Annotated in this window: 25 protein-coding genes; all 25 read right to left on the minus strand. The window is 45.3% G+C overall.

Features of this window, described 5'->3' with window-relative positions; genetic code table 11:
* Window positions 1–14: 14 nt before the first annotated feature.
* The 25 genes from QYF49_RS10445 to fliJ are packed head-to-tail and all read right to left on the minus strand — an operon-like array spanning window position 15 to window position 20,338.
* Window positions 15–443, minus strand: coding sequence for a DUF6115 domain-containing protein (locus QYF49_RS10445; protein WP_290399539.1), 429 nt, complete (start codon window positions 441–443; stop codon window positions 15–17).
* Between the two features lie 27 nt (window positions 444–470).
* Window positions 471–1,238, minus strand: a complete 768-nt coding sequence (locus tag QYF49_RS10450) for a FliA/WhiG family RNA polymerase sigma factor (RefSeq protein ID WP_290399540.1) — start codon at window positions 1,236–1,238, stop codon at window positions 471–473.
* A 25-nt stretch (window positions 1,239–1,263) separates the two neighbouring features.
* Entirely contained in the window at window positions 1,264–1,752 is a 489-nt protein-coding gene (locus QYF49_RS10455; protein ID WP_290399541.1) for a chemotaxis protein CheD, read from the minus strand.
* Entirely contained in the window at window positions 1,745–2,386 is a 642-nt protein-coding gene (locus tag QYF49_RS10460) for a chemotaxis protein CheC (protein ID WP_290399542.1), read from the minus strand. The genes QYF49_RS10455 and QYF49_RS10460 overlap by 8 nt, the downstream gene beginning before the upstream one ends.
* Window positions 2,386–2,853 carry a chemotaxis protein CheW gene (locus tag QYF49_RS10465; protein ID WP_290399543.1) on the minus strand — a complete coding sequence of 156 codons (468 nt, stop codon included), beginning with the start codon at window positions 2,851–2,853 and terminating at the stop codon, window positions 2,386–2,388. The genes QYF49_RS10460 and QYF49_RS10465 overlap by 1 nt, the downstream gene beginning before the upstream one ends.
* Before the next feature lie 22 nt (window positions 2,854–2,875).
* Window positions 2,876–4,879, minus strand: coding sequence for a chemotaxis protein CheA (locus QYF49_RS10470; protein WP_290399544.1), 2,004 nt, complete (start codon window positions 4,877–4,879; stop codon window positions 2,876–2,878).
* Entirely contained in the window at window positions 4,870–5,940 is a 1,071-nt protein-coding gene (locus QYF49_RS10475; protein WP_290399545.1) for a protein-glutamate methylesterase/protein-glutamine glutaminase, read from the minus strand. Before QYF49_RS10475 ends, QYF49_RS10470 begins: the two co-directional genes overlap by 10 nt.
* Entirely contained in the window at window positions 5,937–6,812 is an 876-nt protein-coding gene (locus QYF49_RS10480) for a MinD/ParA family protein (RefSeq protein WP_290399546.1), read from the minus strand. The genes QYF49_RS10475 and QYF49_RS10480 overlap by 4 nt, the downstream gene beginning before the upstream one ends.
* Entirely contained in the window at window positions 6,805–7,905 is a 1,101-nt protein-coding gene (gene flhF, locus QYF49_RS10485) for a flagellar biosynthesis GTPase FlhF (RefSeq protein ID WP_290399547.1), read from the minus strand. The genes QYF49_RS10480 and flhF overlap by 8 nt, the downstream gene beginning before the upstream one ends.
* The gene (flhA, locus tag QYF49_RS10490) at window positions 7,902–9,935 is read right to left on the minus strand and encodes a flagellar biosynthesis protein FlhA (RefSeq protein WP_290399548.1); all 2,034 of its coding nucleotides are present in this window, start codon (window positions 9,933–9,935) and stop codon (window positions 7,902–7,904) included. The genes flhF and flhA overlap by 4 nt, the downstream gene beginning before the upstream one ends.
* Before the next feature lie 29 nt (window positions 9,936–9,964).
* On the minus strand, window positions 9,965–11,038 hold the full coding sequence (gene flhB, locus QYF49_RS10495; RefSeq protein WP_290399549.1) for a flagellar biosynthesis protein FlhB: 1,074 nt from the start codon (window positions 11,036–11,038) through the stop codon (window positions 9,965–9,967).
* Window positions 11,039–11,044: 6 nt separating this feature from the next.
* A complete protein-coding gene (fliR, locus tag QYF49_RS10500) occupies window positions 11,045–11,815 on the minus strand; it encodes a flagellar biosynthetic protein FliR (protein ID WP_290399550.1) in 771 nt (256 codons plus the stop codon).
* A 4-nt stretch (window positions 11,816–11,819) separates the two neighbouring features.
* Window positions 11,820–12,092, minus strand: coding sequence for a flagellar biosynthesis protein FliQ (fliQ, locus tag QYF49_RS10505; RefSeq protein WP_053354481.1), 273 nt, complete (start codon window positions 12,090–12,092; stop codon window positions 11,820–11,822).
* A gap of 17 nt (window positions 12,093–12,109) precedes the next feature.
* Window positions 12,110–12,730 carry a flagellar type III secretion system pore protein FliP gene (gene fliP, locus QYF49_RS10510; RefSeq protein ID WP_290400417.1) on the minus strand — a complete coding sequence of 207 codons (621 nt, stop codon included), beginning with the start codon at window positions 12,728–12,730 and terminating at the stop codon, window positions 12,110–12,112.
* A gap of 52 nt (window positions 12,731–12,782) precedes the next feature.
* Window positions 12,783–13,439 (minus strand): flagellar biosynthetic protein FliO, encoded by a 657-nt coding sequence (locus QYF49_RS10515; protein WP_290399551.1) that lies wholly within the window; start codon window positions 13,437–13,439, stop codon window positions 12,783–12,785.
* 18 nt (window positions 13,440–13,457) lie between these two features.
* A complete protein-coding gene (locus QYF49_RS10520) occupies window positions 13,458–13,820 on the minus strand; it encodes a response regulator (protein ID WP_290399552.1) in 363 nt (120 codons plus the stop codon).
* Window positions 13,821–13,838: 18 nt separating this feature from the next.
* A complete protein-coding gene (gene fliY, locus QYF49_RS10525; protein ID WP_290399553.1) occupies window positions 13,839–14,984 on the minus strand; it encodes a flagellar motor switch phosphatase FliY in 1,146 nt (381 codons plus the stop codon).
* Window position 14,985: 1 nt separating this feature from the next.
* On the minus strand, window positions 14,986–15,972 hold the full coding sequence (gene fliM / locus QYF49_RS10530) for a flagellar motor switch protein FliM (protein ID WP_290400418.1): 987 nt from the start codon (window positions 15,970–15,972) through the stop codon (window positions 14,986–14,988).
* Between the two features lie 26 nt (window positions 15,973–15,998).
* Complete coding sequence (fliL, locus tag QYF49_RS10535; protein WP_290399554.1) at window positions 15,999–16,442, minus strand: flagellar basal body-associated protein FliL; 444 nt, start codon at window positions 16,440–16,442, stop codon at window positions 15,999–16,001.
* Entirely contained in the window at window positions 16,443–16,658 is a 216-nt protein-coding gene (locus QYF49_RS10540; protein WP_290399555.1) for a flagellar FlbD family protein, read from the minus strand. It abuts the gene before it with no gap.
* Between the two features lie 49 nt (window positions 16,659–16,707).
* Window positions 16,708–17,493: a flagellar basal body rod protein FlgG gene (gene flgG, locus QYF49_RS10545; protein WP_290399556.1), complete on the minus strand. Its 786-nt coding sequence runs from the start codon at window positions 17,491–17,493 to the stop codon at window positions 16,708–16,710.
* Window positions 17,494–17,524: 31 nt separating this feature from the next.
* A complete protein-coding gene (gene flgD, locus QYF49_RS10550) occupies window positions 17,525–17,992 on the minus strand; it encodes a flagellar hook assembly protein FlgD (RefSeq protein ID WP_290399557.1) in 468 nt (155 codons plus the stop codon).
* A gap of 2 nt (window positions 17,993–17,994) precedes the next feature.
* Entirely contained in the window at window positions 17,995–19,218 is a 1,224-nt protein-coding gene (locus QYF49_RS10555) for a flagellar hook-length control protein FliK (protein ID WP_290399558.1), read from the minus strand.
* A gap of 16 nt (window positions 19,219–19,234) precedes the next feature.
* Window positions 19,235–19,885, minus strand: coding sequence for a MotE family protein (locus QYF49_RS10560; protein ID WP_290399559.1), 651 nt, complete (start codon window positions 19,883–19,885; stop codon window positions 19,235–19,237).
* 15 nt (window positions 19,886–19,900) lie between these two features.
* Complete coding sequence (gene fliJ, locus QYF49_RS10565; protein WP_290399560.1) at window positions 19,901–20,338, minus strand: flagellar export protein FliJ; 438 nt, start codon at window positions 20,336–20,338, stop codon at window positions 19,901–19,903.

Here is a 20,338-nt window from a genome sequence, read left to right on the forward strand (position 1 = left end):
CTGTCAAACATTCCTTATTTTTCCCTGTTTAACTTCAGGATCAGTTCAATCTCACCTTTTCCTCTGTCCAGTTTCTTTGCAATCTCTTCTGCATTATAGCCACTTTCGGCATATTTTAAAACATCCTGATGAAAAATGGCATTCTGTGTTTCTTCAGTGTCGGAAGTGCGATCGCCACTCTCTTTTTCCTGTGTATGATTTTCAGCTGCGGGCTCTACTTTTACAGGGCCTGCACCGTAGTTTTCTTTGATCAGGTTCATGATCTCATCATTCTGGTCTTTCATCTCACTGGCATAAGCAAGGAGCAGATCTTCCAGCTCTCTTTTTAGCTGTTCATCTTGAAGAACAGTACCTCCGCCGCTCTGTTTCTGCCATAACACGGCAAGTAAATAGAAACATAATAAGTTCAGCATGAAGCTGACGACAATTAGAAAATATAGCATGAGACCCCCGCAATCTGATGATGCATTTTATAAATATCGTTTTAGTACTTGTCTGAGGCGGAACAGTGCCTTGGAATGAATCTGTGAGATCCGTGAGGTGGACAATCCAAGAACTTGTCCGATCTCAGTGAATGTCAGTTCTTCAAAATAGAACAAGCTGACCACAAGCTGTTCTTTTTCGTTCAATTCCGTGATCACTTCTGCCAATTCTTTATGCAGCTCCGACTGGACGATCTCAGACTCTGGAGAGAGCCCCTTTTTGTCTTCTATTGTATATCCGATCTTTTCTTTGCTCTCACTGTCCCGGTTATCTTCATCAATAGAGAGCACATTCGCAAAAAAACTTTCTGAGATAACAGAATTCACTTCTTCTTCATGGATGCCAAGTTCATCTGCTACTTCAAGAGCGCTGACTGTCCTAAGGTTCTGCTGTTCGAGCTTTTCGATGGCTGTTTCGATCCGCTTTGTTTTTTCCCTCAGTGACCGGGGCAGCCAGTCTTCTTTTCTCAAGCCGTCAAGAATAGCTCCTCTGATTCGGAAGGATGCATACGTATCGAATTTCAGATCTCTCTCCGGCTCGAATTTTTCTAATGCATCAAACAAACCGAGCATGCCCAGGCTTTTTAACTCGTCGCGGTTCACGTTCTTCGGCAGCCCGACCGAGATCCGCTGCACATGGTATTGCACAAGCGGCATATACGCTCTTAAAAGTGTATCTCCGGCTTCACTGTCCCGGTCTTCATGCCATTTTTTCCACGTTTCCTGCTCTTCTAAAACAGAAGATGAAGATGTCATGCCTACTCCCCCTGAATTTTTCTTTTTATATGATGTATTCTTTTTGGTGTACGGTTTTAATCAGCAACTCAAAAGTATCTGTGTTAAACTCAATCGTTCTCCCTTTATCTCCGCCCGTATCTTCCGCGACAAGCGGTATCCGAAAATCGGCCAGGCCGCTCTTTACTGCTTCAACATTCCTTGGGCCGATCCGCATCGTTTCCTGCCCAGAAGAAAATTGAAACATCTGTGCGCCACCCGCTATTTTTGCTTTCATTCGAATCTTCTTTACACCCTGCATCTCCAAATTCTTAACCATTGCTTTTACGGCTGTGTCTGCAAACTTGGCTTCATTAAGCAATGCCGTTCTTGACATTGACGAATCAGGCAGCATGATGTGGGCCATACCTGCGAGTCTCGTCATCGGGTCAAACAGGATAATGCCGACACAGGAACCGAGTCCCGTCGTCCGTATCGATGAGGCCGGGCCGCAATAGGAGATCTCTGCTATTCCAACTCTGATCGCTTCACTCATGCAAAGGTACCCCAAGCGCGCCGAAGATTTTTTCAAATGAATCAGGATCGGGAAGAAGGAAAAAATATCCGTGTATACTGTCGGAGTGCAGGTTTTCCGGTTCAGTTAATGAAGTGTTAATAATAATCGCATAATCACTTGACCTCGATATCTCTATCAGTCCGTAGCCGAGGATTGCCCCGGCCATGTCAATGCTCAGTGCAGGGACCGATGGCTGTATGTTCAATCCTGTCAAATCTGAGAGGGCTGACAAATATGATCCAGAAAGGATGTTTCCTGCCTCCTGCAGAGCAGATAGGGTAACCTCAGAGTACACACCTTCAGCCGGATCATAAGGCTCCCCTGCGATCATCCGGCTGACCAGCTTTTTTGATTGACCTAAAGGCAGCATAAAAAACATTGTTCCAGGAGCTTCACCCTGCATCCTCAAGTAGACGGATGCCACTACAGTTTCAGTTCCTCCAAGCAACTCAGTCATTTCCTGCAGGGAGACGATATTCACTGAGGGAACTTTCATGTCGACGGTTTTTCCGAGATGCTCTGAGAGAGCGGTAGCCGCATGGCCTGCGCCTATGTTTCCGACCTCTCTCAGCACATCCAGATGAAATGCCGTCAATTGGGTATATCCGGCCATTATCCCTGATTACCGATGACGTGTAATTGGGTGACTTCTTCTCTATTCAGCACCTTTTCTAACTGAAGAAGAATCAACAATCTGTCCCCGATTTTTGCTACACCATCCAAATATTCCGCATTTATTCCGCCAGCGACCTCAGGTGTCGGCTCGATCTCCCCTGCAGGAATGTCTAGAACATCGTTCGCTGCATCCACGATTAATCCTACTTCCATGTCATCTGTATTTACAATGATCATTCTCGTATTCTCATCCGCTTGTTTTTCTTCCATTCCAAAACGGCTGCGAAGATCAATGATAGGAGTGACGATTCCTCTGAGATTGATTACACCCTTTACAAACCCGGGAGTTCTCGGAATCCTAGTAATATGAGAAACTCGCTCGATCGATTTTACCTGGTGCACATTTACGCCGTATTCTTCATCCTCTAATTGAAAAACGATCACTTTTATCTCTTGTCCGTTCATGTCAGTCAACCTCCGTATATCGTTATTTAATAAGTGAATTACAATCTAGAATAAGAGCAACTTGTCCATCGCCCAGAATCGCGGCACCCGATACCGCAAAGACGGATGCCAGGTAATTACCGAGAGATTTCAAAACGATCTCCTGCTGTCCGATCAGGGAGTCGACAGCTAAGCCCGCCATCTTATCTCCTTTTTTGACGATCACGACAGATCTTCTTTCTTTTTCATTCCGATCGGTTTCCGGCACCTCAAAAAGCTCCCCTAACGAGACCAGCGGAACCACTTTGCCCCTGAAGTCCATCATCGGCTGATGATGGACGGTCATGATATCGTCCTGTTTGATCCGTGCTGTTTCTATAATAGAAGAAAGTGGGATGGCATACGTTTCTTCTCCTGCCTTCACCAGCATCGAAGAAATGATAGAAAGCGTCAGCGGGAGCTGGATGGAGAATAATGAACCCTGGCCTTCTGCAGAATCAACAGTGACGGAACCGCCTAAAGATTCAATTTTATTTTTCACTGCATCCAATCCGACTCCTCTCCCCGAGATGTCCGAGATCACTTCTGCCGTGGAAAACCCTGAAGCGAACAACAATTCATTAACTTGTTTATCTGTGAAATCTTTTGATAATTCCCGGCTGACAATACCTCTCTCGATCGCTCGTTCAAGAACTTTATGGCGGTTAATTCCCGCTCCGTCATCCTCAATTTCAATGAACACATGATTTCCACTGTGATAAGCCCGAAGATGAATCGTTCCGGCCTCGCTCTTTCCTGCTGCGAGTCTCTTTTTCGGCTTCTCGATGCCGTGGTCAATGGAGTTTCTCAGCAGATGCACAAGAGGATCTCCAATCTCATCGATTACGGTTCGGTCGAGTTCCGTTTCCGCCCCAGTGATCTCAAGAGAGACTGTTTTTCCGAGATCTTTTGCCAATCCCCTGATCATTCGCGGGAAGCGGTTAAACACTTGGTCTACCGGAACCATCCTCATGTTTAGGATGATGTCCTGCAGATCGGATGAAATCCTCGACATCCTCTCTACCGTTTCATTAAGGTCATTGCTCTTTAGATCCTTTGAAATCTTTTCCAGACGCCCCTTGTCAATGACGAGTTCCTCGAATAGATTCATCAGCCGATCCAGCCGATCGATATTGACACGAATGGTTTTGCTTGCTGCCGGGCCAGCAGAACTTTTTTGAACCGGTTTCTCCTGCGGCTGCTCCCGGGATGCAGGGTGATCTGTTTCCGTTGACTGCACTTCAGGACCGTTTAGTACAAGGCTTTCTGCCTTTAGGCTTTCAATCTTTACCCGGTCAATCTCCGACACCTTCAACAAGCTGTTTTGAATGGTTTCTGACTTTTCCTTCGAGATTAACGTCACCTGAAATTCCCGGTCGAATTTTTCCTGTTCGATGTGATCAACAGGAGGGGTTGAATTGACAACTTCCCCCATCTGTTCGAGTGTTTCAAACACCATGTACGCCCTGACGGCTTTAAGCAAACAATCCTCACGGAGCTCAACTGATATTTGATAGCTGAAATAGCCTTGTTCCAGCGATTGTTTCAGGATCGTCATTTCGTATTCATCAAACACCGCATGGCTGGCCTTGTTCCCCACTTGAAGCTTCTTTTGTGAAGCATCACTTGTTCCTGCTTCGATAGAGTAAAGAAGTCCCACAATATCTTTCACGTCTTTCTTCCCATCACCGCCATTTCCAATGGACAGTACCATCTCTTCCAGATGGTCCAGGGAGACGAACAATGCATCCAATAGATTTTGCGTAACAGCCAGCTTCTCATTTCGAATGCCGTCCAGTACGTTCTCCATAATATGAGTCAGGTTAGCCAGATCTTCAAACCCCATCGAAGCGGACATGCCTTTAAGTGTATGCGCTGAACGGAAAATTTCCTGAACAATTGATAGATCATCAGACTCCTTTTCCAGCAGCAGAACCTGTTGATTCATTGATTGTAAATGTTCCTTGCTTTCTTCAATAAAAATATCCAAGTATTGACTCATTTCCATATGGTTTCACCCTGCCTAACAAAATTTGCAATCGTTTCTGCAACATCTTTTATATGAACAATCTCGTCAACGGTACCGGTAGCTAAGGCGGCTTTTGGCATGCCATACACGACGGAAGACTCTTCAGATTCTGCGATAATAAATGACGGACCTGACTTTTTTAAAGCCGTGATCCCTGAAGCTCCGTCCGAGCCCATACCCGTTAACACAACAGCCATTGGATAACAGCTTACAGAACAGGCGCTGTGAAACAAAATATCAACTGAAGGACGGTGTCCTCTGACTGGATCCTTTGTACTTAAATGGATGACAATTCCATTTGTTCCCTCCTGCAATTCCACATGATAGCCTCCGGGTGCCAAATAAACGGTGCCTGCCGTTACTTTTTCACCGTTTACCGCTTCCTTTACCGTCAGTTTAGATACGGCATCAAGCCTGTCGGCAAGAGATGCGGTAAAGCCTTTGGGCATGTGCTGTACGATGACTACTGGTGCGCAGAGGTTACCCGGAAGCTTGGAAAATATATGGTGCAGAGCTTTAGGGCCACCCGTTGAGACTCCGATTAAAATCACCTTTTGGCTGCCTGTCTTATGTAAGGTAAAATTCTTTTCTGCAGCTGAAGGATGAATAAAAGCTGACTCTTCGGCGTTTTCGATTTTTTTGTGCTTAACAGCTGAACTTACTTTTTGAATCAGTTCCAGCTTTACTTTTTCAATATCCAGCGAAACCGCCCCTGAAGGCTTTGCGATAAAATCATACGCTCCAGCTTCCATTGCCAGCATGGTGTTGTCGGCTCCTGCTCTTGTGGTGCTGCTGAGCATGATGATTGGTATCTCTTTAAAAGCAGTAATTTTTTGTACTGCTTCTATCCCTGTAAGAACGGGCATTTCTACATCCATTGTGATAATGTCAGGTTTAAGGTCCATCGTCTTTTTGAACGCTTCTTCACCGTTTCTTGCCGAGCCTACAACCTCAATACCTTCTGCAGAATTCAGCATATCGCTGATCATCTTGCGCATAAAAGCAGAGTCATCCGCTACCAAAACTTTTATCTTTTTCAAGACTCATCTCTGCCTTTCTTAAATAATGCTGTCACCCTATCTACAAATCCCTGGTAAGAAACCGGATAGTTATCCCTGTGCCCTCCAGTAAACTGCTGTGCGGCCTTCATGACCCCGACACTTGCGGGTGACTGTGGCCGGTGAAGCAAAAATGGTTTCTGCCGTTTGACGGCGAGCTGTACAACAGGATCGAACGGAAGAGCTCCGAGGTGATTAATCTCCTTATGAAGGAATTCGCCTGCAACCTTTCTCAGGCGTTTGTGGACATCCATCGCCTCTTTCCTGCTTTTGCACTGGTTAATTAGCGTTGAAATGGGCAGATCCGGGCATCTGGCATGAAGCATTTTGATCATCGAGTACGCATCCGTAACCGATGTTATTTCCGGAGTAGTAACAAGGACCGCTTCATGCCCGGCCATGATAAAATTCAGGCTCGTCTCCGATACACCTGCCCCGATGTCAAAAACAATATATTGATAGACACTCGCAAGGTCTTGGAGCTGTGAGGCAAAAAAAGCTGATTTTCTTTCATCCATGTCAACCAAATGAGGGATGCCGCTTCCCCCCGCGATAAAGCTTAGGTCTCCAGAACCCTTTTCGATGATCTCCCATATGGAAAACCGCCGGTCCAATAAATCCACGATCGTCTGACGCGAAGGAGCTCCAAGCAGCAGATTAACATTACCCATCCCGATATCCAGATCGATCAGCAGAACGCTCTTCCCTAATTTGCGAAGCGCAAGCGAAATGTTTACGGCCACGTTGGACTTGCCGACTCCCCCTTTACCGCTTAACACGGAAAATACTTTTGTTGACCGTTCAGAAGATGCTGCTTCTACCTTCAAACGCAAATATTCAGCCTGATCACGCATGTGCTTCTTCCTTAAAAAACATCTCAATCATATCTTTTGGCTGCGGCTCGAATATATCGTCCGGGACATTTTGTCCATTCGTTATAAAGGCAGCTGAAATCCGTTCGTCGATCATGAGGCCAATCAAAGAACCGAGAGAGGATGTTTCATCCATTTTCGTAAAAATATATCTGTCTACACCTGTTTCTTTAAATTGCTGGATCGTTTTTTTCATATCTTCAAATTTGGAAGTCAGTGACAAAACGAGAAAGTTGGTCATCTGCTCTTCTGATTCCAGGAGCTCCTGCAGCTCCTGCACATAAGTGCTGTTCAAAAAATTTCGCCCTGCACTGTCGGTCAGTACAAGATCATACTCCCTTAAGTCTGCTTTTGCCCTCTTAAAATCGTCCGAATTATGGGCTACTCTGATCGGCACATCCAAAATCGCAGCGTATGTCTTCAATTGCTCAATCGCTGCGATCCTGTAGGTATCTGTTGAAATAAAAGCAACCTTTTTCCCATCCTTTAGCTTTGCTTTTGCAGCCAGCTTTGCCAGCGTTGTTGTCTTGCCAACCCCTGTTGGTCCCATGACGTTTAAATATTTTGTCTCATAATTAAACCCGCTGCGGCTTTCATTCTTCATCCGGCTGAGCATCCATTCGGAAATCCAGGAATGCCAGTCTTCCTCTTGTCCGCTGTTTGCCGTCTTTTCCTGCTCCTCCTCCAAATCTGTTACCAATGAAGCGATCAACGTTTCGCTAAGCCCTCTGTTTCGAAGCAAAGTTTCCCAACTCCTGATGGATTCGTTCTTCAGTGGGCCTGGATTACTGGATGATAACCTTTTCACCATCTGTTTCAGCTCTTTGATGTCTTGACTTAAGTCCATCGTATGTTTTTCGTGCACTTTCCTGTTTACCGGCTGCTTTGGGGCAGGGGGAAGCGGTTCTCCATCAAGCAGCGCTATAACTTCGATGTTCATCTTTGTAAAAAAGCCCATAAAACCACCGGTCCGCACCTCGCGTGTATGCAGGATGACCGCATCGCTCCCAAGTTCACTGCGAATTTTTTTCATCGCTTCCTGAATGGTAGGAGCACTGTATTTCTTCACTTTCATATGTTCACCACCCCTATGCTTTGCACTTCCAGATCCGGCTCCAATTCGTTATACGATAAAATGACAAGATCGGGCATGTAGCGTTCAAGCAGCTGCCTTACGTACATGCGTACAGCAGGCGAACAGAGAAGCACAGGCGTGTGGCCGAAGCTTCTGCTTTGTTCGATCTCTTTTGAAACATGGTCAAAAATAAGCTGAGAGTCCTGTGGATCGAGTGATAAATAATTGCCATGCTCTGTCTGCTGTACGTGATCTGCAATTCTCTTCTCTACCGATCCGCCGAGCGTAATGACTTTTAAAGGCTGATCAACTTGTCCGTATTGTTTAGAGATCTGCCGGGAAAGGGCCTGTCGGACATATTCAGTCAGGAGGTCAATATCTCTGGACATTTTTCCAAAATCGGCCAGGGTCTCAAAAATCACTGGAAGATTTCGTATGGATATTTTCTCTTTTAATAATTTAGAAAGTACTTTCTGTATCTCTCCGACAGTAAGCGGATCAGGAGTAACCTCTTCTATCAGTGTTGGATAGTTTTCTTTCATATGATCGATAAGCTGTTTTGTCTCCTGGCGCCCAATCAGCTCATGAGAAAACTTCTTGATGATCTCAGTGAGATGAGTAGAAACGACGGAAGGAGGATCCACTACGGTATAGCCGGACATTTCTGCCCTTTCTTTCATGTCTTCAGAGATCCACAAAGCGGGCAGACCAAATGCTGGTTCTACTGTATTGATCCCTTGAACCGCTTGATCATCGATACCCGGACTCATGGCCAAGTAATGGTCCAGAAGAACCTCTCCTTGCGCCACTTCATTGCCTTTGATCTTGATTCTGTATTCATTGGGCTGAAGCTGGATATTGTCACGGATACGAACGACCGGAACGATCATTCCCAGTTCGAGAGCCAGCTGCCTTCTGATCATAACGACTCTGTCCAGCAGGTCCCCGCCTTGATTGGCATCTGCCAGCGGAATGAGACTGTATCCAAACTCAAACTCGATCGGATCGACCTGCAGCAGGCTGATCACATTTTCCGGACTTTTCAGCTGTTCCGTCTGGATATCTTCTTCGATCACTTCATTCCGTTCTTTCCGCTGATTTTCTGCTCTTAGCAAAAGATAGCCTCCAAGTGCAATCAGCCCTCCGATAGAGACGGTCACCACATCGTTGATCGGGGTGAAAAGCCCTAACGCTATGATTGTAGAGGCAGCCACAATGAGCATATGAGGGTATGCCAGAATCTGGCGGGAGATATCATAGCCCAAATTACCTTCAGAGGCTGCTCTCGTGACGATGATCCCGGTAGCGGTGGAAATGATCAGCGCGGGAATCTGGCTCACCAGCCCGTCACCGACCGTCAGCAATGTAAAGGTGTGGGCACTCTCGGCAAAACTTAAACCCATCTGCGTCATGCCGATAATAATACCGAAGAGCATATTGATCAGAACAATAATGATTCCGGCAATCGCGTCACCTTTTACAAATTTACTGGCACCGTCCATCGCTCCATAGAAATCGGATTCCCGTTCGACTTTTTCCCGTCTTTCTTTCGCTTCACGATCGGAGATCATCCCGGCGTTCAGGTCCGCATCAATGCTCATTTGTTTCCCTGGCATAGCGTCCAGCGTAAACCTGGCGGCGACTTCCGACACACGTTCCGAACCTTTTGTGATCACGATAAATTGGATGACTACGAGAATAAAGAAGACAACGATACCAACTAAAATATTGCCTCCCACTACAAATTCCCCGAATGTATGGACCACGTTCCCCGCTTTTCCGGATCCCAGAATAGACCTCGTCGTCGATACATTCAGACCGAGCCGAAACAATGTAACGAGAAGCAGCAGTGAAGGAAAGATGGAAAACTGGAGCGGCTCCTGCATGTTCATTGAAATTAAGATGATGATAAGGGCCAATGTAATGTTGATGATGATAAAGAAATCGAGAAGCCAAGCAGGCAAAGGAATGATCAACATGGCGATGATCATGATTACCCCGACTAATATGCTAATATCTCTTGCTTTCATTTTTCCTTCTCTCCTTACAGTTGCTTCACTTATTTCTTCAGATGGTAAACATAGGCCAGGATTTCAGCTACAGCCTTGAATAAATCTTCAGGAATGACATCCCCGATTTCAGTGCGGCTGTACAGCGTTCTTGCAAGGGGTCGGTTCTCGATTAAAGCTACCTTGTTCTCTGCACCTATTTTTTTAATTTTCTGCGCGATCAAATCTACTCCCTTGGCTACCACTACCGGGGCATCCATACTCTGGCCGTCGTATTTTAACGCGATCGCATAATGTGTTGGGTTGGTGATGATGACATCAGCCCTTGGCACATCCTGCATCATTCTTCTCATCGCCATCTGTCTCTGCTTCTCTTTAATCTTGGACTTGATCTTAGGGTCACCCTCTGATTCTTTATATTCATCCTTAATGTCCTGCTTGGACATCCTGATGCTTTTCTCAAAGTCAAATTTTTGGTACATAAAATCAAGCAATGAAAGAAGCAGGAGTACGAGGGAAGCATAAAAACCCATTTGAAAAGCCAAACCGCCAAAGATGCCAAGAGCGGATTCAAGGCTGACCTGGGACAGTTTCATCAACTGGTCTCTTTCATTCCATATGACCAGAAAGGTAACGGTTCCAATGATCGAAATCTTTAAAACGGACTTAATGAGCTCGACCACAGCCCTTAACGAATAGATTTTTTTAAAGCCCTGAATTGGATTGAGCCTCTCCAGCTTCATCTGGACAGTTTCTGTCGAAAACAAGAATCCGGTTTGAAGAAAACTTGCAAATACACCAGCGGCAAGGATCGTGAGCAATAAGGGAAGTACGATGCCGGCAGACTCCTGTACCAAATGAACAAACAAAAGCTGTACATTGTGTTGTGTGGGCTCAAGTGTCAAGCCGTTTTGGAGCGTATAGTTTACGAGATGCAGAAGCTTGCCCGAACACGTCTTGCCGGTGAACCAAAGCATTAGGAATGCAGCGAATAAGGTAACTGCCGTATTGACATCCGCACTTTTGGCCACCTGTCCTTTTTTCTTGCTTTCTTCCTTTTTCTTTGGAGTGGCTTTTTCGGTTTTTTCACCTGAAAAGTACTGTAAATCAAGCTGTAAAGGCATAGGGTCTCACTCCTGAAGCAAAATGAGCAGCTTCTTCATAGCCTGGGCCATCTCATCACTCAGATACTGCACGCTCATAAAAAATGCAGGCATGATGACGAATAAGAGGCAGAAGGCTGCAATTATTTTTATCGGAAGGCCAACGGCAAAAATGTTGACCTGCGGAACAGTCCTTGCAACGACTCCTAAAGCGAGATCGACAAGAAACAAAGAGCCTACGATCGGAAGGGCCATCTGAAACGCAACGACAAACATAGCAGAAAAAACATGCACAGCATGCTGTGCAATCTTTCCATCTCCCCATCCGAAATGCATATCTGTAAGGGGGACAAAGCTGTAGCTGTAAAAGATTCCATCCATCAGCATGTGATGTCCATTCAGCGCAAAAAGAAACAAAATGGCCAGATTGTATAAAAATTTCCCGATCAGCGGTGTCTGTACCCCCGTTTGAGGATCAAACACGCCAGCGATGGCAAATCCCATCTGCAGGTCGATGAATCCCCCGGCAACCTGAATGGAATAGAGCAGGATGGATGCGATCAGACCGAGCGACAGACCTACCAGCGCTTCCTTAAATATCAGGACAATAAAATCACTGTTTACAGAGACTTCAGGTGATCCAAGAGCATAAAGCATGATCCAGGAAAGAAATACTGCCAGCCCCATCTTATGTATGTTCGGTATATTCCTGTAGGAGAAAATCGGGACGGTGGCAAAAAAGGAGCCGACTCTCACTAAGATTAATAGAAAAGCAGGGAATGAATTCAAAAGATCCATACGGTTACAATCCTACAAAGTGATTCAGATTATTAAAAATTTCATACGTGAAAGTTACCATTTGAGACAGCATCCACGGCCCGAAAAAGATGAGAGCGATCAGCACCGCTGCTATTTTAGGAATAAACGCCAGTGTCTGCTCCTGTATCTGTGTCGTCGCCTGAAAAATACTGACGATAAGACCGACAACCAGGGCGATGACAAGGAGCGGGCCGCATAAAAGGAGCGTTGTATAGACCCCTTTTTCAGCGATGGAAATGACAAATTCTGAATTCATACGCTACACCTACTTGTTTAATAGCTTAGTAATAGAGATTTAACAATTAAGTACCAGCCGTCTACGAGAATAAACAGCAGAATTTTAAAAGGGAGTGAGATCATGACAGGTGGAAGCATCATCATCCCCATCGCCATCAGAACACTTGCTACGACCATATCGATGACCAGGAACGGAACAAAAATCATGAATCCCATCTGAAAGGCAGATTTCAACTCGCTGATCGCGTATGCAGGAACAAGGGCAAGCAGCGATATATCCTTTATGTTTTCAGGTTTTTCAGCACCAGAGTAATTCAAGAAAAGCTGGAGATCTTTTTCTCGTGTATGCTTCGCCATGAACTGCTTTAAAGGGAGTGTCCCTTTCTCAAAGGCTTCCTCCTGCGTAATCTTTCCTTTAATGAGCGGACCGATCGCATTGTGGTTGACCTCCTGAAACGTAGGTGCCATGATGAAAAATGTTAAAAAGAGTGCGACGCCGACAAGAACCTGATTGGGCGGCATCTGTTGTGTCGCCAGAGATGTTCTTACAAATGAAAGGACGATCACGATTCTTGTAAAACAGGTCATCAGGATTAAGATGCTTGGTGCCAGGGATAAGACCGTGAGCAGAAGCAATAGTTGTATCGTCGTTTCCATGCCGCCGGAGCTATGATTGTTAAATAGATCCAGGTTCAGACCTGGCAGTAGATCACTCATCCTCTTTTCCTTTCTTGCCAAGCATTTTTAACACTGACTTCTTTTCTGCAGAAATTTCTGCAAGCTGCTCTTTCATCACTTCGGAAAAATCAGTTGAAGCTGAAGTAGATGTCCTATTTTTAAAAAGATAGCTCCAAACTTCCCCCGCCTTCATCTGCAGGCGCGGCATTTCCGCAGGGCCCTGCCTTAACAGCTTTTCAACTTCCTCTTCTTCATTTATCTCTTTTAACAGAGTGACCGACTCACCCACACCAACAATAAGGACGCTCGATCCGACCTTGACAGCCTGAATGGACCGGTTGGCACCAACACCGATTCCCGCAAGAGATTGCAGTGCTTTCCCTTCCTGAAAGGTCTTTGTCCTTCGCTGAATAAACTTTAATAGATAGATTAGAAGAAAAAGTACAATTCCAAGGGCGATCACCATTTTAACAACCGTCAGTACACCGCTTGATGAATCTTGAACCATTTGCTGCTTGTCATCGCTATCACTTTTATCTGTCTTCTTATCCAGACATTCATAGACGGTCTTGCATGCTGAAGCCTCCCGGGAACTCCCTCCCTCTTCTGCAGAAACACCGCGGTATCCGTGAAAAAGGAACAGGAAGGCGAGCAGTACGATGACTGTACACCTCATTAACTTGCCCAATTGCTCCACCACCTGCTGTTAGCTTAATGTTTTATTGATCGCTTCAATAACACGGTCTGCCTGAAACGGTTTTACAATGAAATCCTTTGCTCCGGCCTGGATCGCATCGATGACCATCGCCTGCTGTCCCATGGCTGAACACATGATGACCTTTGCGTTCGGGTTGACCTTCTTAATCTCTTTTAATGCTGTTATGCCGTCCATCTCAGGCATCGTAATGTCAAGTGTAACCAGGTCGGGAGCAAGCTCTTTAAATTTTTCTACCGCCTGCTGCCCGTCCCCGGCTTCTCCGCAAACCTCAAAACCGTTCTTAACTAGAATGTCCTTTACCATCATTCGCATAAAAGCTGCATCATCGACTACTAAAATACGTTTAGCCATTAAATTTCCTCCTCGTTATTAGCTTAGATTTTGAAGTCTGTCTCTTCTGCTTACGATCTCTGTGACCCTCACGCCAAAGTTCTCGTCTATGACAACGACTTCCCCTTTTGCAATCAGCTTCTGGTTCACAAGGATATCAACCGGTTCTCCTGCAAGCTTGTCCAGTTCAAGGATAGAACCTGGCGACAATTCAAGAATATCCTTGATGCTTTTCTTTGTTCTCCCCAACTCGACCGTTACCTGAAGCGGAATATCCAGCAGCATATCAAGATTTTTTGTTTCAGTATACGTGCCGGAGCTTTCTTCAAAGTCAGTGAAGATAGCCGGCTGAACGGAAACGGTTCTTTGCTGAAGCACTGGCTCAACAGCCTGCACTTCCCTTAGAGCTTCGCCGGACGAAGGCCTTGCTTCATAGGATGAGATTTGTTCTTCATCGCCTGCAGAAGGTACGGTTGGAACTCTCTCAGGAAGAGGAGGAGCACTAGGTGACACCGGCTCAGGATTCATGAGCTCTTTCACTAGATTTTGTGCAAAATCCGCATGTACGAGCTGCATGATATTTGAATCGATCAGCTCACCCACTTTCAGACGGAAGGATACTTTTATAAAAAAATCCTCATTCGATATTACTGCCGCCGGTGATTCGATATCCAGAAAATCAATCGACGGCGGTGAAATGTCTACCCGCTTGTTAAAGATGGTAGAAAGCGAAGTAGAGGCTGAACCCATCATCTGATTCATCGCTTCCCCAACTGCGCTCAGCTGCAGTTCTCCAAAGTCAGAGGAAGGCTTCGTCCCATCTCCCCCAAGCATAAGGTCTGCAATGATCTGTGCATCCGAGGTCTTGATCACAAGGAGGTTTGCTCCCTCAATCCCTTCCACATATTCGACCTGTACCGCTACATGGGGGATGGGAAATTCATCTTTTAATTTTTCTTTCATAACAATGGAAACAGTCGGAGTCGTAATCTGGACTTTCTGGTTCAGCAATGTTGAAAGTGCAGTTGAGGCACTGCCGAAGGAAATGTTCCCGATTTCTCCAAGTGCATCCTGTTCCATTGGACTTAAGTAGTCTTCTATGAAGACAGTGTTCTCTGAAGAAGATTCTCCTCCGTTCAGCAAAGCATCAATTTCATCCTGTGAAAGCATATTTCCGCCTACCATGTCACTCTTCCCCCTCTAATTGCTCTATGATCTGTACTGCCATCCGGCTTTTTGATTTTCCCGGCTGTGCTAAAAATTTTTTATTGCTTTCCACAAAAACAACCAATGGTTCATTGATGCCTTTGTTCAGCTGGATGATATCGCCCTCGTCCAGCTGTAAAAACTCCTCTACCTTCATATTGGCAGACCCCAGTTCAACCACCATAGGAAGCGGAGTCTGCCTGATTTTCTGTTCGATCAGAGCGGCTTCTTCCGGCATCATTGCTTTTTGATTGGCCTGCATCCAGTAATGAACCGACAGCTTTGGTATGATTGGCTCCAGTACGACGTGCGGAAGACAAACATTCATCATCCCGCTTGTCTCTCCTATCGTTGTTGTGAGCGAGATCACTACGACCGTTTCATTGGGCGAAACCATTTGCAGGAACTGAGGATTGACTTCAAAATCCAGAACTACAGGATCGATGTCCATCACATTGCTCCATGCTTCCTTATAATTGGCCAACGCCCGCTCAAAAAGCTGAGAGATGATCTTGGATTCTATTTCCGTCAGGCTGTCTACCTTGTTCATGCTTGCCCCGTATCCGCCCATTAATCTGTCCAGCATCGAGTACGCGATGTTGGGGTTGACTTCAACAAGCAGTCTGCCGTCGAGCGGATGGGCTTCAAAAATATTTAATATGGTCATCCGTGGAATGGACCGTATAAATTCTTCATAAGGCAGCTGATCGACTGACGCGACAGAAATTTGCACATACGTCCTGAGCTGAGCTGAAAAATAGGTCGTCAGAAGACGGGCAAAATTTTCATGAACCCGGGTGATGCTTCTTATTTGATCTTTTGAAAAGCGCAGTGCCCTTTTAAAGTCATACGTCCTGATTTTTTGTTCCTTCTCTTCTCTCTTCAGTTCCTCTGCGTCCATCTCACCTGTCGAAATCGCAGAGAGCAACGCGTCGATTTCATTCTGGGAAAGTACTTCCGCCAACAGCCTCACCCCTTTTCCATGATGAATTTTTATTGAATAATCTTTTCAGTGGTATAAACTCTTTTAACTTTTCCTTCCTGCAGCAATTTGGTGACCTTATGGTTTAGGGTGTCTTCCAGCCGGTTGATTCCTTTTTGCCCTTGAAGGCCGCCCGCCTTCATGCCGGAAAGTTCATAGATAATGATGTTATTGACTTGAAAAAGCCTCTTTTCCAGCTCAGCTTTTGCATCTTCATTATCTGTCTCGATCCTGAATTTGATTTTAATGAAAGATTGGTCGGCCAGATTCGTTGTAATTTCTTCTGTTTCAACCGTAAGCTTCTCCAATTCCTCAGCGGAAGGCTCAGCATTCGCTTCTGTTTTTGATGGCATTTGAAAGAAAACATAGTATCCAGTTCCACCTAAGATGACCAGGACAGCCAGCATGATGAAAAGGATAGGTTTTCCCTTGGATTTTTTCACTTCTTGCTCCATTTACAAATCCCCCTTGTTCAAACCTTGAAGGTGAAACGGAGAAATACTTTGATAAAAGGAGCCGGTTTTTTCAGCGACTGCAGTTTCCGATTCTTTCACCACAAACTTTTTGCCTGAAGTCAGTGTAATCGTCGTATCAGGAAAGGACTGAACCTGCTCAATAAAGACAGCGTTTAGCGTAAATGTCTCTCCGTTCAATTTAGTTAACATAATCATATTATGGGTTATTAGTAAGAAGTATTCTTACTGCATCCTCCCTTCTGGCTTATCGTTTGAGATTGACGAGCTCCTGCAGGATCTCATCCGAAATTGTAATAATCTTTGTGTTCGCCTGGAAACCCCTCTGAGCTACGATCATCTCTGTGAACTCTTCCGACAAGTCAACGTTTGACATCTCAAGGGCACCTGATACTAGGTCTCCAGCTCCGCCTGTACCAGGGACATTAACGGTTATTGAACCAGAGTTATTTGATTGCCTATATAAATTCCCACCTGCTTTTTCAAGTCCCGTAGGATTATCTACCTTAGCTATGGCAACATTTTGTTTAGCAGGAGCTGGCGTTACCCCCACAATCGTTACTGAACCATCTGCTCCAATACTGAAACTTTTTGCATCGCTTGGTATATTCATTTTATTTTTACTTGTATCTAATAAGTAATAACCATCCGCATTAACAAGATCACCCTTATTATCTAAATAAAAATTACCTGCTCTCGACAAATAAGTGTTCTTATCATCGCTTGGCAAACTTTTAGCAACTAAAAAGTATCCATCCCCAGAAATTCCAAGGTCGAGTGCTCTCCCTGTTGTCTGCAGGCTTCCTTGTGTATCAACCGTATCGATTGAAGCGAGCTGAGAGCCTAGACCCACCTGTTTAGGGTTCGTTCCGGCACCAGCCCCTGAAATTTGCTGGCTGACAAGATCTTTAAACGTCGTCCGTCCTTTTTTGAACCCGTATGTATTAACGTTGGCAATGTTGTTGCCGATCACATCGAGTTTGGTCTGAAAGTTTTTCATGCCGCTGATTCCTGAATACATTGAACGTAGCATTGTTCGTTCCTCCTTAAATTAAAACCTGCTTTTATTTTTCAGCCTGTACATCTCCGTTAGCCACTTTTGTAATGTCAAAGCTGCTGATGATGTTTCCGTCGGCCAGCTGAAATTTCGCTTCCCCGTTGTCAAACAGGACGGCCTTGACCGAACTCTCTTTGGACTCTGTTTTCACGTTTCCTGCATCATCCTCTGTTTCCTTTAAGTACGTTACGTTCTTACCTATTAAACTGCTTTGCTGAATGAATAGATTGTCATACTGCTGAGAAATGAACTTATCGAAAGTGCTGCTCATATTCGTCATCTGCTCCAGGGAAGAAAAGGTCGCCATCTGGGAAATAAACTCTTTATCTTCCATCGGGCTGGAGGGATCCTGGTTCTGCAGCTGTGTCATCAGGATTTTGAGAAAGTCATCTTTCCCCAGAATGTTCGATCCCGTTTGCCGTTCTTTTTTTTGAAGGCTTGAAAGGTATAGATCATTGCTTATGGCTGATGCCATATTTACACCTCGCTCTTTCCATCATCTAACAGGTGACTGAACAGTTCGTCCTGCTGATCATCGTCCTGCGTTTGTTGATGATTTTGTGGCTGTTGATCATGGGGATGATGATTTGATCCCTGCTGCTGAAATTTTTGTTCCTGCGGCTGTTCCAGAACTATGATCCGGTCGAGCTGAATGCTGTTCCCGTGCAATGCGTTTTTTAATAGGTGCATCTGGGACTCCATTATTTCTTTTGCATAGGCACTGTTAGTCAGAATCCTTGCGGAAAGTTCGCCGTTCTTTGAGACAAGCTCAATGTTCAGAGTACCCAGGTGCTCCGGGGTGAGCCTGATGTTCAGCTTCGACATACCGTTTGATGAAGCTTCAAACTTACCTGACAGAATCATATTTTGGAGTTCTTTTACGAATTGCTTGTTGACATCCTCACTGCTTCCGGATCTAGGCACATGCAGCACAAATTGTTCTAACGCCGGCATCAGCACAGGCGCCTGAACAACGGAAGAAACCGATCGGTCGGTTTGTTTATTGACCGCACTGTTCCATTGTACCGGCAAGCCCGACACGTTTTTTCTTTGAGCAGCACGTTCCATCTTGTCCAAAAAAGCTTGGGGCTCCAAGGTTTTCACTGATTTACCACCGACACTTTGCTCCAGTTTTTCAAGCTGCTGCACCAAACCGTTCAATATTGCCCTAGCTGATTTTGGTTGATTTCTGTTTGGCAGGACAGAAAACAGCTGCTCTATGCTTTTTTTGACCTCTGGAATTACACTTTTCTCCATCTCAATTGGCTCTCCCAGATTCACATTCAGTTTGTCTTTTCGGAATTCATGAATGAGCTGGGCAATGGCTTTTGCCGCAGGCAGAGATTCGCCCTTCAATATGCCGGCCGACGTTGTTCCATTTTGAAACAGTGTTTGAATGTGCTGGACAAGCTCTGCTGGCAGCTTTGCCAAAAGCGCCTGTACATCCGGCACAACGAGTTCATCTTTCCAGTTGGGAAGATCTTCTTTGTCCAGTGCTTGCAGGATGGGTTGGAGCAAACTCTCTGACGGAATCTTTCCCTTCTGATCCGGTAGTGCTGTTGCAGATGACTGCAGCATACTTTTTGATTGGGCAAGACTCATAGAGAAAGGAGATGCCTCCAGCTTTTTGCCAGGCTGCTGTGATCCGGGCAGCACCACAGCAGCGGAGCGGTCTGCTGATAATGAAATTGGTAATTTCACGTTCATTCACCTCCACTTATCCCTTTGGTTTAATCATGAGCGTAAGGTCTGCCGCCTTAGAAGGTTCCATCTTGGCAAGGATACTGCCCGTCACATCATCATCGAGCAGCTGAAGAATTTCCGCCGCATCTTTGTTTTTCATTTTAGAAAGTATCTCTGCCGAGTTTTTCGGTGACATGGTGTTATACCATGACGCTATTTTCTTTTTATTTTTACTTTGCTGTCCAGATGAAATAGTGCTTGCATCCTCTGAAGCACTTGACCCCTGTGTGCTCTCTGTACTCTGCGCGTCATTCGCGTTCTGTGCACTTCCTGATTCCGTTTCCTTTTGGGCAGCAGCAAGATCTGCTTTCAAGCTCTCCACTTCTGTCTGTTTATTGTCCACATCACGCTGGAGAAGCTTGATCATACGGTCACGTTCGCTCACTTTCTTTTTCCAGTACGCCTCTGATTGTGCGTTCTGTTCTGTCGTGTTTGTAACGGGATCATTCTTATCAACAAGAGAGGAGATGACGGGAAGACCGCTTCCGATCTTTTTTGCTTTATCACCGATGTTCACTCCCATGAACAATAGGATCAGTGCCAGGATGATAATGACAAACACTGCCGGTACGGCGATGACGAGAAGGATCGAGGAGAACCGGTTTGTTTTTTCTTTTGTTTCCAACGAGGACACCTAATTTCATTGGTTAATGTAGCGCAAAATGGAAAACTCATCATTTTGCTGATTTTCTATACCAGTCATTAGCCGCTGATAATCAGCCAGCTGCTTTTCTTTCAGCTTTTCATACTTCTTTACTTCTATCGTTTTCTCGACAAGCTCTTGCTGTGTGATATTCATGATCTCTCTGGCCTTCTGTACTTGAGATTGGACTGCGTTAATCTTTTGTGTCAGAGAAAGCAGAAACCGCTGGGTCTGCTGCAGCTCATTGATGACCATCCGGGATCTGAACTGTTCATCTGAATGCTGTTCAACCTCCTCCTTTTTTCTTAAAAGATCATAGAGTGTTTGCGCCAAACTCTCGAACATTCGTACACTCTCTCCGTACTCAGACTCTACAGCTTCCTTTTCTTTCGTTTTAAGCGACAGGATTTTTTCCATTTTAAAATCAAATGACAT

Source organism: Fictibacillus terranigra, from assembly GCF_030412265.1.
Taxonomy (GTDB): domain Bacteria; phylum Bacillota; class Bacilli; order Bacillales; family Fictibacillaceae; genus Fictibacillus_C; species Fictibacillus_C terrinigri.

Excerpts from the sequence above, each read along its gene's own strand:
- fliY (WP_290399553.1), bottom strand. The coding sequence starts at position 14,984 with ATGGTAGGCGGAAATATGCTTTCACAGGATGAAATTGATGCTTTGCTG.
- QYF49_RS10470 (WP_290399544.1), bottom strand. The coding sequence starts at position 4,879 with ATGGAAATGAGTCAATACTTGGATATTTTTATTGAAGAAAGCAAGGAA.
- fliP (WP_290400417.1), bottom strand. The coding sequence starts at position 12,730 with ATGGAAACGACGATACAACTATTGCTTCTGCTCACGGTCTTATCCCTG.
- flhF (WP_290399547.1), bottom strand. The coding sequence starts at position 7,905 with ATGAAAGTGAAGAAATACAGTGCTCCTACCATTCAGGAAGCGATGAAA.
- QYF49_RS10445 (WP_290399539.1), bottom strand. The coding sequence starts at position 443 with ATGCTATATTTTCTAATTGTCGTCAGCTTCATGCTGAACTTATTATGT.
- QYF49_RS10465 (WP_290399543.1), bottom strand. The coding sequence starts at position 2,853 with ATGAACGGACAAGAGATAAAAGTGATCGTTTTTCAATTAGAGGATGAA.
- flhB (WP_290399549.1), bottom strand. The coding sequence starts at position 11,038 with ATGCCTTTACAGCTTGATTTACAGTACTTTTCAGGTGAAAAAACCGAA.
- flgG (WP_290399556.1), bottom strand. The coding sequence starts at position 17,493 with ATGCTACGTTCAATGTATTCAGGAATCAGCGGCATGAAAAACTTTCAG.
- fliJ (WP_290399560.1), bottom strand. The coding sequence starts at position 20,338 with ATGTCATTTGATTTTAAAATGGAAAAAATCCTGTCGCTTAAAACGAAA.
- QYF49_RS10460 (WP_290399542.1), bottom strand. The coding sequence starts at position 2,386 with ATGGCCGGATATACCCAATTGACGGCATTTCATCTGGATGTGCTGAGA.
- QYF49_RS10450 (WP_290399540.1), bottom strand. The coding sequence starts at position 1,238 with ATGACATCTTCATCTTCTGTTTTAGAAGAGCAGGAAACGTGGAAAAAA.
- QYF49_RS10520 (WP_290399552.1), bottom strand. The coding sequence starts at position 13,820 with ATGGCTAAACGTATTTTAGTAGTCGATGATGCAGCTTTTATGCGAATG.
- QYF49_RS10455 (WP_290399541.1), bottom strand. The coding sequence starts at position 1,752 with ATGAGTGAAGCGATCAGAGTTGGAATAGCAGAGATCTCCTATTGCGGC.
- fliQ (WP_053354481.1), bottom strand. The coding sequence starts at position 12,092 with ATGAATTCAGAATTTGTCATTTCCATCGCTGAAAAAGGGGTCTATACA.
- fliR (WP_290399550.1), bottom strand. The coding sequence starts at position 11,815 with ATGGATCTTTTGAATTCATTCCCTGCTTTTCTATTAATCTTAGTGAGA.
- flhA (WP_290399548.1), bottom strand. The coding sequence starts at position 9,935 with ATGAAAGCAAGAGATATTAGCATATTAGTCGGGGTAATCATGATCATC.
- QYF49_RS10540 (WP_290399555.1), bottom strand. The coding sequence starts at position 16,658 with ATGATTATGTTAACTAAATTGAACGGAGAGACATTTACGCTAAACGCT.
- flgD (WP_290399557.1), bottom strand. The coding sequence starts at position 17,992 with ATGGCATCAGCCATAAGCAATGATCTATACCTTTCAAGCCTTCAAAAA.
- QYF49_RS10480 (WP_290399546.1), bottom strand. The coding sequence starts at position 6,812 with ATGCGTGATCAGGCTGAATATTTGCGTTTGAAGGTAGAAGCAGCATCT.
- fliL (WP_290399554.1), bottom strand. The coding sequence starts at position 16,442 with ATGGAGCAAGAAGTGAAAAAATCCAAGGGAAAACCTATCCTTTTCATC.